Origin of the sequence: Amycolatopsis sp. DG1A-15b (assembly GCF_030285645.1) — a bacterium.
Classification (GTDB): domain Bacteria; phylum Actinomycetota; class Actinomycetes; order Mycobacteriales; family Pseudonocardiaceae; genus Amycolatopsis.
The window spans coordinates 5,232,090-5,247,609 of the sequence record NZ_CP127296.1 but is presented as its reverse complement, the minus strand read 5'-3'; the positions used below and the strand labels follow the sequence as shown (position 1 = coordinate 5,247,609).

14 protein-coding genes are annotated in these 15,520 nt (G+C 71.0%); 4 read left to right on the top strand and 10 right to left on the bottom strand.

From position 1 onward, the window contains the following. Nucleotides 1-18: 18 nt before the first annotated feature. The 5 genes from QRY02_RS23970 to QRY02_RS23950 all read right to left on the bottom strand — a co-directional run bounded on the left by QRY02_RS23970 (nucleotide 19) and on the right by QRY02_RS23950 (nucleotide 6,271). Nucleotides 19-1,449, bottom strand: coding sequence for an alpha/beta hydrolase (locus QRY02_RS23970; RefSeq protein ID WP_285985101.1), 1,431 nt, complete (start codon nucleotides 1,447-1,449; stop codon nucleotides 19-21). Between the two features lie 72 nt (nucleotides 1,450-1,521). After that, on the bottom strand, nucleotides 1,522-2,520 hold the full coding sequence (locus QRY02_RS23965; RefSeq protein ID WP_285985100.1) for a TIGR03842 family LLM class F420-dependent oxidoreductase: 999 nt from the start codon (nucleotides 2,518-2,520) through the stop codon (nucleotides 1,522-1,524). A 10-nt stretch (nucleotides 2,521-2,530) separates the two neighbouring features. Next, complete coding sequence (gene hydA, locus QRY02_RS23960) at nucleotides 2,531-3,913, bottom strand: dihydropyrimidinase (protein WP_285985099.1); 1,383 nt, start codon at nucleotides 3,911-3,913, stop codon at nucleotides 2,531-2,533. Beyond that, nucleotides 3,913-4,695 carry a nitrilase-related carbon-nitrogen hydrolase gene (locus tag QRY02_RS23955; protein WP_285993904.1) on the bottom strand — a complete coding sequence of 261 codons (783 nt, stop codon included), beginning with the start codon at nucleotides 4,693-4,695 and terminating at the stop codon, nucleotides 3,913-3,915. Before QRY02_RS23955 ends, hydA begins: the two co-directional genes overlap by 1 nt. 10 nt (nucleotides 4,696-4,705) lie before the next feature. Then, nucleotides 4,706-6,271, bottom strand: coding sequence for an NCS1 family nucleobase:cation symporter-1 (locus QRY02_RS23950; protein WP_285985098.1), 1,566 nt, complete (start codon nucleotides 6,269-6,271; stop codon nucleotides 4,706-4,708). A 219-nt stretch (nucleotides 6,272-6,490) separates the two neighbouring features. Between QRY02_RS23950 and QRY02_RS23945 the strand changes: the two genes are divergently transcribed. From QRY02_RS23945 to QRY02_RS23935, 3 genes are all read left to right on the top strand, one after another. After that, nucleotides 6,491-7,183: a response regulator transcription factor gene (locus tag QRY02_RS23945; RefSeq protein WP_285985097.1), complete on the top strand. Its 693-nt coding sequence runs from the start codon at nucleotides 6,491-6,493 to the stop codon at nucleotides 7,181-7,183. After that, nucleotides 7,180-8,172, top strand: coding sequence for a HAMP domain-containing sensor histidine kinase (locus tag QRY02_RS23940; RefSeq protein WP_285985096.1), 993 nt, complete (start codon nucleotides 7,180-7,182; stop codon nucleotides 8,170-8,172). Before QRY02_RS23945 ends, QRY02_RS23940 begins: the two co-directional genes overlap by 4 nt. Nucleotides 8,173-8,253: 81 nt before the next feature. Next, on the top strand, nucleotides 8,254-9,867 hold the full coding sequence (locus tag QRY02_RS23935) for a DUF4153 domain-containing protein (protein WP_285985095.1): 1,614 nt from the start codon (nucleotides 8,254-8,256) through the stop codon (nucleotides 9,865-9,867). 31 nt (nucleotides 9,868-9,898) lie between these two features. On the opposite strand, the gene QRY02_RS23930 is transcribed toward QRY02_RS23935, so the two are convergent. The 4 genes from QRY02_RS23930 to QRY02_RS23915 form a co-directional block, all read right to left on the bottom strand. Continuing rightward, on the bottom strand, nucleotides 9,899-10,114 hold the full coding sequence (locus QRY02_RS23930; RefSeq protein ID WP_285985094.1) for a DUF397 domain-containing protein: 216 nt from the start codon (nucleotides 10,112-10,114) through the stop codon (nucleotides 9,899-9,901). A gap of 1 nt (nucleotide 10,115) precedes the next feature. Continuing rightward, a complete protein-coding gene (locus QRY02_RS23925) occupies nucleotides 10,116-10,952 on the bottom strand; it encodes a helix-turn-helix domain-containing protein (protein WP_285985093.1) in 837 nt (278 codons plus the stop codon). Between the two features lie 68 nt (nucleotides 10,953-11,020). Then, nucleotides 11,021-11,356: an SSI family serine proteinase inhibitor gene (locus QRY02_RS23920; RefSeq protein ID WP_285985092.1), complete on the bottom strand. Its 336-nt coding sequence runs from the start codon at nucleotides 11,354-11,356 to the stop codon at nucleotides 11,021-11,023. A gap of 55 nt (nucleotides 11,357-11,411) precedes the next feature. Further along, entirely contained in the window at nucleotides 11,412-13,049 is a 1,638-nt protein-coding gene (locus QRY02_RS23915) for a PucR family transcriptional regulator (protein WP_285985091.1), read from the bottom strand. A 136-nt stretch (nucleotides 13,050-13,185) separates the two neighbouring features. Between QRY02_RS23915 and QRY02_RS23910 the strand changes: the two genes are divergently transcribed. Continuing rightward, on the top strand, nucleotides 13,186-14,676 hold the full coding sequence (locus QRY02_RS23910) for a CoA-acylating methylmalonate-semialdehyde dehydrogenase (protein WP_285985090.1): 1,491 nt from the start codon (nucleotides 13,186-13,188) through the stop codon (nucleotides 14,674-14,676). Here QRY02_RS23910 and QRY02_RS23905 read toward each other — a convergent pair. Next, entirely contained in the window at nucleotides 14,648-15,472 is an 825-nt protein-coding gene (locus QRY02_RS23905) for a helix-turn-helix domain-containing protein (protein ID WP_285985089.1), read from the bottom strand. The two genes, QRY02_RS23910 and QRY02_RS23905, sit on opposite strands and share 29 nt — an antisense overlap. Nucleotides 15,473-15,520 lie beyond the last annotated feature (48 nt).

Genomic DNA, 15,520 nt, shown 5'->3' with positions numbered 1-15,520 from the left:
GCGCTGCTTCGATGGCGCTCAGGCTGGCGCACAGACCGTGCCCGGGGCTGGCACCGCTCCCGTGCCGAAGTAGCGGTCGAGCGCCATGTCGATGCAGGGGCTCTTGCCGCGGGCACCGTGGCCGTACGTGTCCAGGCTCAGCAAGCGCGCATTGCCCAGCAGGCGCTCTGTCCGTTGCGCGCCCGCGTACGGGGTCTCCAGGTCGCCCTTGCGGTTGGCCATCAGCAGGATCGGCGCCGTCGGGCGGTTCCACGGTCCCGTGTAGCGGTCCGTGTCCGACACGTCCCAGGTCGCGCACGGCAGGGTCTTGTAGACGTCGTACGGGCCGAAGCCGCGGGCGACCTGGTTGGCTCGGCGGGCGTAGTCCCACCACACCGCTGGGTCGCGTGGGTTCGCCGCGTCCGAACACAGTGTTGCGCCGCCGCCGAGGAGGGAGTCGATGTCCGGTGGTCCGTCCGCCGAAGCCGGAGCGGGGGATGCCGGGTTGGCCAGTGCTTGGAGGAATGCCGTCAGCGAAGGTGCGGACTGCGCGTCCGTCAGGTAACCGTGGATCCGGGCGATCGCGCTCTGGTAAGTGACGGTGACCTGCTTGCCCGAAGTGTCCGTCACCGTGATCGGACCCGCCTCCAGCCGGTCCAGGATCGCGGAATAGTCGAAGGTGCAGCGTGATCCGCACTCGTCCAAAAAGGACGCGAGGGCCTTGGGGGCGTCCGAGAAGCCTTGCAGGCGGTAGCTCATCGGGCCGGACCCGGTCGACCAGCGGACCGGGTCGTCGACCGCGTCGAGGGCCAGGGAACCCACCCGGCCGGGGAACAGGTTGGCGTAGGTCTCGCCGAGGTAGGTGCCGTACGACTTGCCGTAGTACCGCAGTTTCGGCTCGCCGAACGCCGCGCGCAGCCGGTCGAGGTCGCGGGCGATCGTGCCGGTGGAGAGGTGACCGGCCAGGGGGCCCGCGTTCTTTTCGCAGAGGTCGGTGATCGTGCGGGTGTCCGCGATCTGCTGCTGCTCGGCCGCGCGCGTCAGCGGGAAGGTGCCCAAAGCTCGTTGGAGCACCTCGAGTTGCGACGGGTCGGTGAAGCAGTGGATCTGCGAACTCGCGCCGACGCCGCGCGGGTCGAACCCGACGATGTCGTAACGCTCGTGCAGGAACGGTGTCAACACGGGTGCGAGCCGGCCGGACGAACCCGGGCCGCCCGGGTTGAAGAAGATCGTGCCCAGCTTGTGGGCCTGGTCGGTGGCGGGCAAGCGACCCACCGCGATGCGGACGGAGCCCGCCGACGGGTCCTGGTAGGACAGCGGGACGTCGAGGTGGCCGCACTGGTACCCGGCGGCGCACGCGGATTCCCAGACGATTCCGGCCGGGCTCGCCACGGCCGCGGGCGCACTCAAGGCGACCACGCTCGCGGCGGCCCCCAGAGCCAGCGCAGCACGGAGTTTCGGAGAATTCATGGCCCCGATGGTCCCGGCACCGGGACCGGGGGCGCGCTGGTGCGCACCCCCGGAACCGGGGTAGGGCGGGCCCTACGCGGTGAGCTTCGGGATGATCTGCGACCCGTAGGACGCCAGCGTCGCCTCGCGGTCGTCGTGCATCAGGTACAGCGAGAACTGGTCCACGCCCAGCTCCGCGAGTTCCTGCAGCCGCTCGACGTGGGCGGAAGGTGGTCCCAGCAGGCAGAACCGGTCGACGATCTCGTCCGGGACGAACTCCGTCGACGGGTTGCCCGCCTTGCCGTGGTGGCTGTAGTCGTACCCTTCCCGCTCGCGGATGTAGTCCGTCAGCTCCCGCGGTACCGCCCCCGACGAGCCGTACCGCGCCACCAGGTCCGCGACGTGGTTGCCGACCATCCCGCCGAACCAGCGCAGCTGTTCGCGCTGGTGCGGCAGGTCGTCGCCGACGTACGCCGGGGCCGCGACGCAGATCGTGATACCGGCTGGGTCGCGCCCGGCCGCCCGGGCCGCGTCGCGGACCGCGCCGATCGTCCAGCGGGCGATCGCCGGGTCCGCGCACTGGAGGATGAAGCCGTCGGCGTGCTCGCCGACCGTCTGCAGCGCCTTCGGGCCGTAGCCGGCCATCCACATCTCGAGCTGCCCGTTCGAGATCCACGGGATCCGCACGGTCTTCTCGTTCATGGTCACCGGGCGGCCCTCGGCCAGGTCTTTGACCACGCGCATGCAGTCGCGCACCGTGGCCAAAGTGGACGGTGGCTTGCCGACCACCCGGTGGGCGGAGTCGCCGCGGCCGATGCCACAGACCGTCCGGTTGCCGTACATGTCGTTGAGCGTGGCGAACGTCGACGCCATCACCGACCAGTCCCGCGTGCCGGGGCTGGTCACCATCGGCCCCACGACGAGCGACGACGTCGCCGCCAGGATCGCCGAGTAGATGACGAACGGTTCCTGCCACAGCACGCAGGAGTCGAACGTCCAGCCGTACCGGAACCCGGCGTCCTCGGCGTCCTTCATCAGCCGCACGACGTCCCGCGCGGGCGGATCCGTCTGCAGCACGATCCCGAAGTCCATGGCCCGCCCCCTAGTTCAGGTACTGGTTCAGCGAGCGGGACAGGAACTTGCCGTGCGACGTCGACCCGGAGAACCCTGAGGGCGACACGACAACGCGCCCCCGGGACAGCACGGTGTGCACGCGGCCGGTGATCTCGAATCCTTCGTACGCCGAGTAGTCCACGTTCATGTGGTGCGTCGAAGCCGACAGCGTCTGCGTCGCCGAAGGGTCGTAGATCACGATGTCCGCGTCGGAACCCGCCGCGATGACACCTTTTCGCGGGTACAGCCCGAACATCCGCGCCGGTGTTGCCGAGCACGTCTCGACCCACCGGCCGAGTGTCAGCTGACCGGCGACGACGCCCTGGTGCAGCAGGTCCATCCGGTGTTCGACGCCCGGCATGCCGTTCGGGATGGCCCGGAAGTCGCCGCGGCCCAGTTCCTTCTGGTCCTTGAAGCAGAACGGGCAGTGGTCGGTGGACACCACGGACAGGTCGTTCGTCCGCAGCCCGCGCCACAGGTCGGCCTGGTGCGACTTCTCCCGCAGCGGCGGTGAAGCGACGTACTTCGCGCCCTCGAAGTCCGGCTTCGCGAGGTCCTCAATGGACAGGTAGAGGTACTGCGGGCAGGTCTCGGCGAAGACGTTCTGACCGTCGTTGCGCGCTTCCGCGACAGCCGCAAGCGCTTGCGACGCCGAAAGGTGCACGATGTACAGCGGTGATCCGGTCACCTTCGCGAGCTGGATCGCCCGCGACGTCGCTTCTCCTTCCAGTTCCGGCGGCCGCGTGAGGCCGTGTTGCACGGGGTCGATGTGGCCCGCCTCGAAGGCCTGCGCCGCCAGCTGGTCGATCGCGATGCCGTTTTCGGCGTGCATCATGATCGTAGCGCCGATTTCGCGCGCTTTCTGCATCGCCAGCAGGATTTCCCCGTCCGTGGAGTAGAACACTCCCGGGTACGCCATGAACATCTTGAAGCTGCCGACGCCGCCGTCGATGCAGGCTTCCATCTCCTTCAGCGACTGGTCGTTGACGTCGGAGACGATCATGTGGAAGCCGTAGTCGATCGCGCAGTTGCCGTCGGCCTTGGCGTGCCACTTGTCCAGTGTGGACAGCAGTGACGTGCCCTTGGCCTGCACGGCGAAGTCGATGATCGTGGTCGTGCCGCCCCACGCCGCGGCCGTGGTCCCGGTCGAGAACGTGTCGACCGAGTGGGTGCCGCCGAACGGCATCTCCATGTGCGTGTGGGCGTCGATGCCACCCGGCAGCACGTACTTCCCGGTGGCGTCGATCGTCTCGTCGCCGGTCAGCGTCCCGGGCGCCCCGACGGCGGCGATGGTTTCGCCGTCGACGAGGACGTCCGCCAGGATCGCGCCCGACGGCGAAACGACCTGACCACCCTGGATGAGCGTGGTCATCAGGCCTCCGCGAGGGGGCCGTAGGTGTCCGGACGGCGGTCGCGGTAGAACGCCCACTGGTTCCGGACCTCGTCGAGCAGGCCCAGGTCGAGGTCGCGCACCACGACCTCGTCGTCGGTGTCGGACGCCGCGTCGCCGACCAGCTGGCCGCGCGGGTCGACGAAGTACGTCTGGCCGTAGAAGTCGTTGTCGCCCAGCGGTTCGACGCCGACCCGGTTGATCGCGCCGACGAAGTACTCGTTCGCCACCGCGGCCGCCGGCTGCTCCAGCCGCCAGAGGTACTGCGACAGGCTGCGGCTGGTCGCCGAGGGGTTGAACACGATCTTCGCCCCCGCCAGCCCGAGCGCGCGCCAGCCCTCGGGGAAGTGCCGCTCGTAGCAGATGTAGACGCCGATGCGGCCCACGGCCGTGTCGAACACCGGGTAGCCGAGGTTGCCGGGGCGGAAGTAGAACTTCTCCCAGAACCCCTTGACCTGCGGGATGTGGTTCTTGCGGTACTTGCCGAGGTAGGTGCCGTCGGCGTCGATCACCGCGGCGGTGTTGTAGTAGACGCCGGGCTGCTCGACCTCGTACATCGGCACGATCAGCACGATGCCGTGGCGCTCGGCCACCTCCTGCATGAGCCGCGTGGTCGGCCCGTCGGGGATGGCCTCGGTGTAGGAGTAGTAGTCGGCGTCCTGCACCTGGCAGAAGTACGGCCCGTAGAACAGCTCCTGGAGGCAGACGACCTGGGCGCCCTGCGAGGCGGCGGTGGCGATGTGGTCGACCGCCGCCTTGATCATGGACTCCTTGTCACCCGTCCACCGCTGCTGGATCAATCCGGCTCGGACGACGCTCACTTGCTTCCTCCTTGGTTGACGGCTTGGTTGACGGAATCGAAAGGGCGGCGAAGACGACGAACGCGCCGACGAGGCCGATCACCCAGTTGTAGTCGTAAAGCGGCTTGAGGAACGGGATGAGCCCGGCGTCGGGGAACGGCCCGCCATAGGCGCCACCGACCGCGAGGACGGCTCCGACCAGCGTCGCGACCAGCGCGCGCCAGTTCCACCCGCCGCTGAACCAATACACCCCATCGGGTGTGTAGAGGTCCTTCAGCCGCAGCTTCGTGCGGTTGACGAGCCAGTAACCGGCGACGAGCACCCCGGCGACCGCGCCGAGCAGGCCGCCGTAGAAGCCGAGCCAGGCGAAGATGTAGATGTTCGGGTCGGAGTACAGCCGCCACGGCTGGATCAGGATGCCGATGACGCCGGTGATCCCGCCGCCGACCGCGAACGTGATCTTCTTCGGGAACGCGTTCGAGAAGTCGTAGGACGGGCTGACGACGTTGGCCGCGAGGTTGGCCGAAATGGTGGCGAGCACCAGGGCGACCAGCGCGATGACGACCACGACCGGGCTGGTGAACTTGTCGGCCAGCTTCGCCGGGTCCCAGATGTCCTCGCCGTAGAGCACGTGCCCGCCCGAGGTGGTCAGGATGGCCACGATCGCGATGAACGTCATCGTCGTCGGCAGGCCGAGGACCTGGCCGCGGACCTGCTTGCGCTGGCTGCCGCCGAAGCGGGTGAAGTCCGGCATGTTCAGCGACAGCGTCGACCAGAACGCGATCATCGCCATCAGCGACGGCGCGAACACCTTCCAGAAGTCCGGGCCCCAGCCCAGTTCGCCGGGCGCCGACAGGATCGGGCCCAGCCCGCCCGCCTTGACCAGCACGTACCCGAGCATGATCAGGAAGCCGACCGACACCAGCGGCGCCGTCCAGTTCTCGAACCGGCGGACCGCGTCCATGCCGCGCCAAATGATCAGCATCTGCCCGATCCAGAAGACCACGAAGGACAGCCAGAGCGTCCAGTGCTGCCCGGCGACGACGGCGGAGTCCCGCCACCACGAGCCGAGCAGGCGGCCGAGGATGACGTAGATGGCCTCGCCGCCGACCCACGTCTGGATGCCGAACCAGCCGCACGCGATGAACGCGCGCAGCAGCGCGGCCAGGTTGGCGCCGCGCAGGCCGTAGAACGCGCGGGCGAACACCGGGAACGGGATGCCGTACTTGGTGCCGGCGTGGCTGTTGAGCAGCATCGGGGCCAGCACGACCAGGTTGCCGATGGTGATGGTGATCAGCGCCTGCACCCAGTTCATGCCGAGCGCGATGAACGACGCGGCCAGGGCGTAGCTGGGGATGTTGTGGGCCATCCCCATCCAGAGCGCGAAGTAGTTGTAGGTGGTCCAGGTCCGTTTTTCGACCGGGACGGGGGCCAGTTCCTCGTTGAAGAACCGGCTGCCTTCGAGAGACCGGACGTCGGCGGGGTCGAGCTCGACCCGGCCGTCGTCGTGCACGCGCTGGTCTGCGGGTGTCGGCGCCATTGCGGAATCCTGCGCGCCTGGTCATCGCCGGGGCAACGGCAGTCTGTTCACTCTTCGCCGATCAGGAGTGCAGTCTGTCGATTGCGCGAAGGGCCCCCGGGTGCATGACCTGCGTCACACATCCGGCCGTCATCAACCGGCAAAGCGGCTGAAACGTCTCCACAGGATCTTCACACTTCACGCGAACCGTCTCCACCGGAGGTGCTTAGGGTCGTGGTCATGGAACTGGGTGGGCGGCGGGTGCTGGTCGTCGAGGACGACGTCACGATCGCCGCGTCGATCGCGGCCCGGCTGCGGGCCGAAGGGTTCGGGGTGGAGGTCGTCCACGACGGACCGGCCGCCGTCGAGGCGGAGGCCGCTTCGGAGCCGGACCTGGTGGTGCTCGACGTGATGCTGCCGGGCTTCGACGGCCTGGAGGTCTGCCGCCGGATCCAGGGCCGCCGCCCGGTGCCGGTGCTGATGCTGACCGCGCGGGCCGACGAGACGGACCTGCTGGTCGGGCTGGGCGTCGGCGCCGACGACTACCTCACGAAGCCGTTCTCGATGCGGGTGCTGACCGCGCGGGTGCACGCGCTGCTGCGGCGGGTCGAGCGCTCGTCTTCGGTGGCAGGCACCCGGATCGTGCTCGGCGACCTCGAGATCGACGTCGACCAGCGGCGGGTCGCCCGGGCCGGGGTCGCGGCGCAGCTGACGCCGATCGAGTTCGACCTGCTGGTGCACTTCGCGCGGCGGCCGCGGGTGGTGCAGCCGCGGGAACGGCTGCTGTCGGAGGTGTGGGACTGGGACGTCCACGGCACGTCCGCGGCCACCCGGGCGGTGGACAGCCACATCAAGGCGTTGCGGCGGAAGCTCGGTGCGGACCTGATCCGGACCGTGCACGGCGTCGGGTACGCGCTGGAGGCGGGATCGTGAACTTCGTGCCGAGGCCGCTGGACCGGATCCGGTCGATCAAGCTGAAGCTGGCGATCCTGATGGTCGCCTCCGGTGGGGTGGCGTTCGCGTTCTTCAACTGGCAGATCGGCTGGCTGCCGCCGAAGACGACGATCACCGCGATGGTGCTCGCGCTGGTGTTGTCGCAGGTGCTGGCCCACGGCATGACGCGGCCGCTGCGGGAGATGACGGCGGCGGCGCGCGCGATGGCGAAGGGCGACTACAGCCGCCGGATCCGGGCCACCACGCGCGACGAAGTCGGGGTGCTGGCCGGGGCGTTCAACCAGATGGCCGGGGACCTCGGCGACGCGGACCGGCAGCGCCGGGAGCTGATCGCGAACGTGTCCCACGAGCTGCGGACGCCGATCACGGCGTTGAGCGGCGTGCTGGAGAACCTCGTCGACGGCGTCGAGGACCCGGACCCGGCGACGCTGAAGACGGCGTTGCAGCAGACCGAGCGCCTGGCGACGCTCGTGAACGAGCTGCTGGACCTGTCGCGGCTGGACGCGGGCGCGATCCCGCTGCACAAGACGTCGTTTTCGCTGTGGTCGCTGCTGTCGGAAGTGGTGGGTGAGGCGGCGTTCGCGGGCCGCGGGGTGACGTTCGAGGTGTCGGTGTCCCCGGAGGGCGCGGTGGTGACGGCGGATCGCGGGCGGTTGTTCCAGGTGGTGGCGAACCTGCTGGAGAACGCGGCCCGCCACGGCCCGGCGGGGGGTCAGGTCCGGGTCGTGGCCCAGGTGCGGCCGGGGGAGGTGCGCATCGACGTGTGCGACGAGGGACCGGGGATCGCGCCGGCGGACCGGGAGCGGGTGTTCGAGCGGTTCACCCGGGGCGAGCGGCCCTCGGGCGGGGGCACGGGCCTGGGGCTGGCGATCGCCCGGTGGGCGGTGGAGCTGCACGGGGGAACGATCGGGGTGGTGGATCCGGCGCCGGGGCCGGGCAGCCGGATCCGGGTGACGCTGCCGGTTTAGTCCTGCTCGCTGCCTTGCCTGGAGCCGTTGCGAGGATCGCCATTTGCAAAAGTGAACACGGGATCTCGAGGAAGAGGCGAAATGCCCAAAGCTCATGTCGGTGGTTCCGGGGTGCCCCGGGGCAAGCGATCGGTGGCCACGCGGGAGATCGGCGCGGCCCGCGGTCCGGAAGTGACGGCCGGGCTGCCCGCTGCCTCGGGCGGTGGGGTGGCCGTCGCTGCTCCGCAAGTCCTGCTGCGGCCGTTGCCGCCGCCGAAGTCCGCTGTCGTTCCGCTGCCGCCCGCCGTTCTTCCGGCCGCCGGCCTGGCCGGGGTGGCCGGGGCGCTGCTGCTGCCCGTCGACCGGCCCGGGGTCGGGTGGCTGCTCAGCGGGCTGGCCGTGGCCGCCGCTGTCGTCGTGGCCGATCGGCGTTCGCGCGAAACCGCGGAAGGGGCCTTCACCTGGCGCAGCGCCGGGTGGGCCGCACTCGCGCTCGGGCTGCTCGCCGTGGGGGCCGTGCGGGCGTCGGGGTGGCTGTTCGTCCTTTGCGTCATCGCCGCCGTCGTGGCCGGGTCGCTGGCTGTCGTCGGGGAGCGGACCGTTCACTCCGTTCTCTACGACATGCTCGCCGTCCCGATCGAAGCCTTCCGGGCCATTCCGTGGGTCGGGCGCGGGACCGGTCGCTTCACCGCCCGCCGGGACGGGGTCGCCCGGCGGATCGCGCTCGCCGTGCTGGCCGCCGCCGGTCTCGTCGGGGTCTTCGTGCCGCTGCTGGCCAGTGCCGATGCCGCCTTCGCCGCCGTCGTCAACGCCATGATCCCCGACCTCAGCGTCGCGACGGTCGTGCGGTGGTGCTCGGTGTTCGCCGTCGTCGCACTGGTCGTCGCCGGAGCTTGTTACTTCCTCGCCGCGCCACCGCCGCGCCTCTCGGGCGACCGTCCACACCGGAGCGGATACGGTCTGGAGTGGACGGTCCCGCTGTTCGTCCTCGTCCTGGTGTTCAGCGTTTTCGTCGGCGTCCGGCTGGTCGTGCTCTTCGGCGGCACCGAGTACGTCCTGCGCACCAGCAACCTGACGTCGGCGGAGTACGCCCGCGGCGGTTTCTGGCAGCTGTGCGCCGTCACGGTGCTGACGCTGGCCATCGTCGCCGCGGCGCTGCGGTGGGCGCCGGACGCGACGAAGGCCGACCGGCTCCGGCAGCGCGTCCTGCTCGGCGCGCTCAGCGCGCTGTCCCTGGTGCTCGTCGGTTCGGCGTTGAGTCGCATGTGGACCTACCAGCAGGCGTACGGCTTCACCGTGCTGCGGCTGCTGGTCGAGGTCTGCGAACTCTGGTTCGGCGCGCTGTTCGTGCTGGTGCTGGCGGCGCTGGTCCGGCTGCGCCCGGCGTGGCTGCCGCGCGCGGCGATCGGCACGGCCGCGGCGGCGCTGCTCGGCCTCGCCGTCCTCGACCCGGAACGTCTCATCGCCGACGCCAACCTCGACCGCGCGGCCGCCGGCAAGCCCCTCGACGACCGCTACCTGGCCCGCTTCTCCGCCGACGTGGTCCCGGTCGTCTCGGACCGCCTGGCGGAACCGCTGCGCAGCTGCGTGCTGCGGCAGGTCCTCCGCGACGACACCGACGGCACCGACGGCACCCCGGACGGCTGGCCGGCGTGGAACCTCAGCCGCTCGGCGGCCCGTGATGTGACTCTCGGCCCGGTCACCGCGTGCCGGTGAACCGGACCGGCGAGTAGTGCGTGGTTAAGAGTTACGCGGAAGTCACCGGGTCGTCGTGGGGGCGGCCCGGCGGCTTCCGCGCATTCAGGCTGGTGACCAGGGCTTCCCACGATCGGGTGGTGACGGAGAGTGCGCCGCCCGCGCGGTCTTTCGTGTCGCGGATTTGCGACATCCCGGCGAGCCGCACCTCGACGCAGTTGGTCTCTTCGCCGCTGTGAGAAGACTTCCGCCAGGTGACATCTGACATTTCAGGCCTCCAGTTCCGAGATCACCCCCTGGACGAGCTGGAGCGATCCGGGTTCGCCGAGCGCCAGGGCGGACAAGTCCTGCGTGGCCGCGCGGTAATCGGCCAGGTGGTTCTGATCGTAGACATAGCCACTGCCGCGGTAGTGCTCGAGATGCACGATGGGCGGCAGGTCGTGGAAGTCGAAGATGACGAACGGCCCGTACAGGCCAGGGTGGTAGCCGATGCCGTCCGGGACGATGCGCACCGAAACATTCCGGGCGCGGGCGACTGCGAGCAGGTGGCGGAGCTGCTCAGCCATCACCTGCGCGCCGCCGATGTTCTGGCGCAGCACGGATTCGCTGAGCAGGGCACGGTACTCCAAGGGCGCGCGGCCGGTCAGCACTTCGCGGCGGGTGATCCTGATCATCAGGCGGGTCTCGATGTCCCGCGCAGGCAGCGCTGTGGAGGTGAAGAGGGCCTTGATGTAAGCGGGAGTCTGCAGCAGCCCGGGCATCAGCCCAGTGGCCCATTCCGACATGGCGGCGGCGGTCTGCTCGTACTCGACGAAGGTTGCCAGCTTCGGCGGGGCGTGCTGCTCGAGCCAGTTGGGTTCGTTGGCGTTGCGGGCCAACTCGAGGAGCCGGGCGCGTTCGCCCGACTCCACCCGCAGTGCGGCGAGGATCGTGGCGACCTCTTCGATCTTCGGGATGCGCTTGCCGCTCTCCCAGTTGGAAATGTTCTGCGGCAGCACATCTGTCAACCGGCCCAGCTCACGGACCTTCAGGTTCCGTGCCTGCCGGGCTCTCTTCATCCCGAAGCCCAGCGCGCGGGCCCGGGGCGTGGCGATCGGTGGTGGCATGGGCACAGCCTGCCCCGGGGCAGGCCGTGCCCGGCCGGGTGATGCCGTTCAGCTGTCGCGGAGCGGCGTCAGAACGCGAAAACCTCGTCCGAGTCGCGGGCGGCTTCGCAGCGGTTCGCATACGTCGTCTCGAACGACACCGGCTTCCCGTGCCAGGTACCGATCGCCGCGACGTCCACCGGGGCGTAGATCAGCGTGCACGCCTGGTGCCGCGCGGTGATCCGCGAGAAATCACCGCCGGCGCCGGACAGCACCGCGCACGCCTTGTCGCGCTTGGGGTGCGTGCCGCCCACCGGGTCGCACGTCAGCACCACCGAGCCGATCCGGCCGGCGGTGTCGTGGGTGGTCAGCTGCAGGGTCGAGGCCGGGGGCTGCGCCGGTGTCAGACAGCCGAGACTCAGCAAGCAAGCTGCGAAGGGGATTAGGGCCATATCGGTGTCATCGGCCGTCCGGTGCCGATCACTGTGCTGCACGTCCGGGTGAGTCTTCTTCGCTCGGCCGGGTGAGGTCCCAGGCCAGCAGGGCGACGTACAGCGACAACATCGACTCGGGGTCCTCCAGCCGGACGCCGAGGACCTGCTCGATCCGGGCGAGCTGCTGGTAGTAGGCCGTGCGTGAGGTGTGGGCCGCCGCGGCCGCCGCCGACTTGTTGCCGCCCTGCTCGCAGTAGTGCCGCAACGCCTGGACGAGCCGGCTGCCCGAGGCCGCGTCGCGCTGGAGTAACGGCCCGAGTTCCCGCGCCGCGAACGCGGTCACGCGGTCGTCGCCGGAAAGCAGGTGCAGCAGGCCGCGCAGGCGGACGTCCGACAACCGGTGCACCACCCGGTCCGCGCCCGTGCCCAGCGCCGCCGCCGCGACCTGGCCCGCCTCCAGCAACGTCCGGCGGGCTTCGGCGGGGGACGCCACCGTCGTGCCGACCGCGAGCACCCCCGGTGCGCTGCCGCGGGCCTCGTGGACGTCGGTGGCGAGCCGGTGCAGCACGGCGTCGGCGTTCGCCTCCGGGGACAGCGCGATCAGGGCCCGCACGCCGAGGTCGTCCGTCGCCACCAGCGCCGACACCTTCGCGCGGCGGGCCGCCAGGACCGTCGCTTCGGCCAGCTCGCGCAGCACCGGCGGGGTGGACAGCGCCGGCCGCGCCGTCCCCGTCAGCCGCGGCCGGACGGCCAGCCCGACCAGCTGCCGTCCGGGCAGCGGCACGGCCAGGGCCGAGGCCCGGGCCAGCAGCTCCGCCGTCGGGGCGGGCGAAGCGAGCAGCTCGGCGAGCACCGCGCGGTGAGCCTGGCGTTCGAGGCCCTCGGACTCCTTGGCGACCAGCCGGTGCACGGCCAGCGCGGACGCGGCCCGCTCGGCGACCACCCGGTGGCGGTGCGGCGGCTGGTCGGCGCAGACCAGGATCAGCCGTCCCCAGTCGTGCCCCCGCGCGCCGACCACGGTCACCAGCCAGCCCGAACCGGGGTGGTAGCCGGTGCGCTCGCCGACCTGGACCACCCGCGACCGGGCAGGCCAGCCGGTGAGCAGCTCGGCCGGGTCGGTGCCGGCCGCGTCGTAGGCGAGGACCTCGTGGGAGAGCGTTTCCAGCACGACCGGCTGCTCGGTGAGCCGGGCGACCTCGCCCAGGACGACGCCGGGTTCGGCGCCCGCGACCGTCAGCGCGGTGAACGTCTCGTGCACGCGCTCGGCGGCGCGCAGCTCGGCGACCTGGGCGTCGACGATCTGGCCGTTCACCGCCTCGGTGACGCTCACGAACCGCGTCTCCCGCGAGAGCGTGACCAGCGGCAGGCCGTGCTCCTCCGCCGCGCCGACCAGCGCGGCGGGCAGCTTGTCGCTCCAGTGCCGGACCAGCTCCACCACGACGCCGGCGGCGCCGACCCCGGCCAGGTCGGCGACGTACCGGGCGAGCGCCGGGCCGTCGTCGGGCAGCGCGACGCCGGTGGTCAGCACCAGCTCGCCGCCGCGCAGCAGGTGCGCGATGTCGGCGACCTCGGCGACGTGCGCCCAGCGCACCGGCGCGTCCAGCCCGGCGGCGCCGGCGACGACGTGCGGACGGCCCTGGCGCAGCACCGGCAGCGCGAGGACCTCGGCGACGGTCGGGTACATGGCTCCTCGGCGTGGGGGTCGGCAGGGACAGACTGTACGGCCGGAAGCCAACTGGCGTACACGTTGCCGATGGCCTGGCGTGGCGCCCGCCCGGAGACTCGTCACGGGATGTTGCCGAGTGCGAGGAGTGCCCGCCGTGACCGACCGCATCAGCCACTGGATCGACGGCAAGCCGTTCAGCGGGGCCGCCGGGCGGTCCGGCGAGGTCTTCGACCCGGCCACCGGACAGGTCCGGGCGCACGTCGACTTCGCCGGCGAGGCCGAGGTCGAAGCCGCCGTCGCCGCGGCCAAGGCGGCGCTGCCGGGCTGGCGGGGGACGTCGCTGGCCGGGCGGACGCGGGTGCTGTTCGCCTTCCGCGAGCTGCTCTCCGCCCGCAAGCACGAGCTGGCGAAGATCATCACGAGCGAGCACGGCAAGGTCGAGTCCGACGCGGCCGGGGAGATCGCCCGCGCGATCGAGAACGTCGAGTTCGCGTGCGGGGCCGCCCAGCTGCTCAAGGGCGGGTTCAGCGAGAACGCCTCCACCGGCGTCGACGTCTACTCGATCGCCCAGCCGCTGGGCGTGGTCGGCGTGATCTCGCCGTTCAACTTCCCGGCCATGGTGCCGCTGTGGTTCGTTCCGAACGCGCTGGCCTGCGGGAACACCGTGGTGCTGAAGCCGAGCGAGAAGGACCCGTCGGCGGCGGTGTTCATCGCGGAGCTGTTCGCCGAGGCCGGGCTGCCCGCGGGCGCGCTCAACGTGCTGCACGGCGACAAGGCCGCCGTGGACGGGCTGCTCGAACACGCCGACGTCAAGGCGATCTCGTTCGTCGGGTCGACGCCGATCGCGCGGTACGTCTACGAAACCGGCACCCGCCACGGCAAGCGCGTCCAGGCCCTCGGCGGGGCGAAGAACCACATGGTGGTGCTGCCGGACGCCGACCTCGACCTGGCCGCCGACGCCGCGGTGTCGGCCGGGTTCGGCTCGGCGGGGGAGCGGTGCATGGCGGTGTCGGTGGTCGTGGCCGTCGACCCGGTCGGCGACGCACTCGTGGAGAAGATCACCGAACGGATGTCCCGGCTGCGCGTCGGCGACGGCCGCGACCCGGAGTCGGAGATGGGGCCGCTGGTCACCGCGGCCCACCACGCCCGCGTCGAGTCCTATGTGGACGCCGGGGTGGCCGCCGGTGCGTCACTGGTCGTCGACGGCCGGGGCATCGAGGTCTCCGAAGGCGGCTTCTGGCTCGGCCCGACGCTGTTCGACCACGTCCGCCCGGAGATGTCGATCTACACCGACGAGATCTTCGGCCCGGTGCTCTCGGTGGCGCGCGCGGCCTCCTACGACGACGCGCTGGCGCTGATCAACGCCAACCCGTACGGCAACGGCACGGCCGTCTTCACCGGTGATGGCGCGGCGGCGCGGAAGTTCTCCAGCGAGGTCGAGGTGGGCATGGTCGGGGTCAACGTCCCGATCCCGGTGCCGGTGGGCTACTACTCGTTCGGTGGCTGGAAGGACTCGCTGTTCGGCGACAGCCACGCGTACGGGCCGGAGGGGTTCCACTTCTTCACCCGGACGAAGGTCGTCACCTCGCGGTGGCCGGACCGCTCGCACGCCGGGGTCAACCTGGGCTTCCCACGCAACTCCTGAGCGCGGCCCGGCTCGCCTCGTCCGCGGGCCGGCCGATCATCACCCGCTGATCGGTGTCCCGGAGGGGCAGGAGCACTTCGAAGTCCACCGCGAGGACGCCGGCCGCGGGATGGCGCAGCACCTTGCTCCCGCGGCCGGTGGCCTTGACGTCGCGCTCGGCCCACAGCCGCGCGAACTCCTCGTCCCGGGTGCATTCGGCGATGAGGCCGAGCAACGCCGGGTCTTCCGGGTGCGCGGCCCACGCGGCGCGCAGGTGGGCGATGCCTTCCCGCACCACGCGCTCGCGGTCGACGTAGTAGTCGCGGATCTCCGGGTGCAGCAGGCACAGCCACATCGCGTTGCGCTGTGACGGCGGCAGCGTGCCGAAGTCCAGCAGCAGCGCCGCCATTTCGCCGTTCCAGGCCAGGATGTCGTAGCGGTGGTTCATCAGCATGGCCGGCAGCGGCGAGAGGTCGTCGACCAGCCGGGCCAGTGACGGCACCGCGGTGGTCGCGGGCTCGACGGCGTCGTCCGGGCGCTGCCGGGTCAGGTCGAACAGATAGGTGCGTTCGGCGGGGGTCAGGCGCAGCGCCCGGGACAGGGCGGCCACCACGTCCGCCGAAGGCCGCAGCCCCCGCCCCTGCTCGAGCCGCACGACGTAGTCGACGCTGACGCCGGCCAGTTCGGCGACCTCTTCGCGGCGCAGGCCCGGGGTCCGCCGGGCTTGCCGGCGGGCGGGCAACCCGAGGTCGCCCGGGTCCAGGCGCTCGCGCCGGGTCCGCAGGAACGCGGCCAGCTCCTCGGTCGGGGTGATCATGTCCGGTACAACCGCCGGGGGTAGGACTCGTGTTCCCAGGAAGTCCTC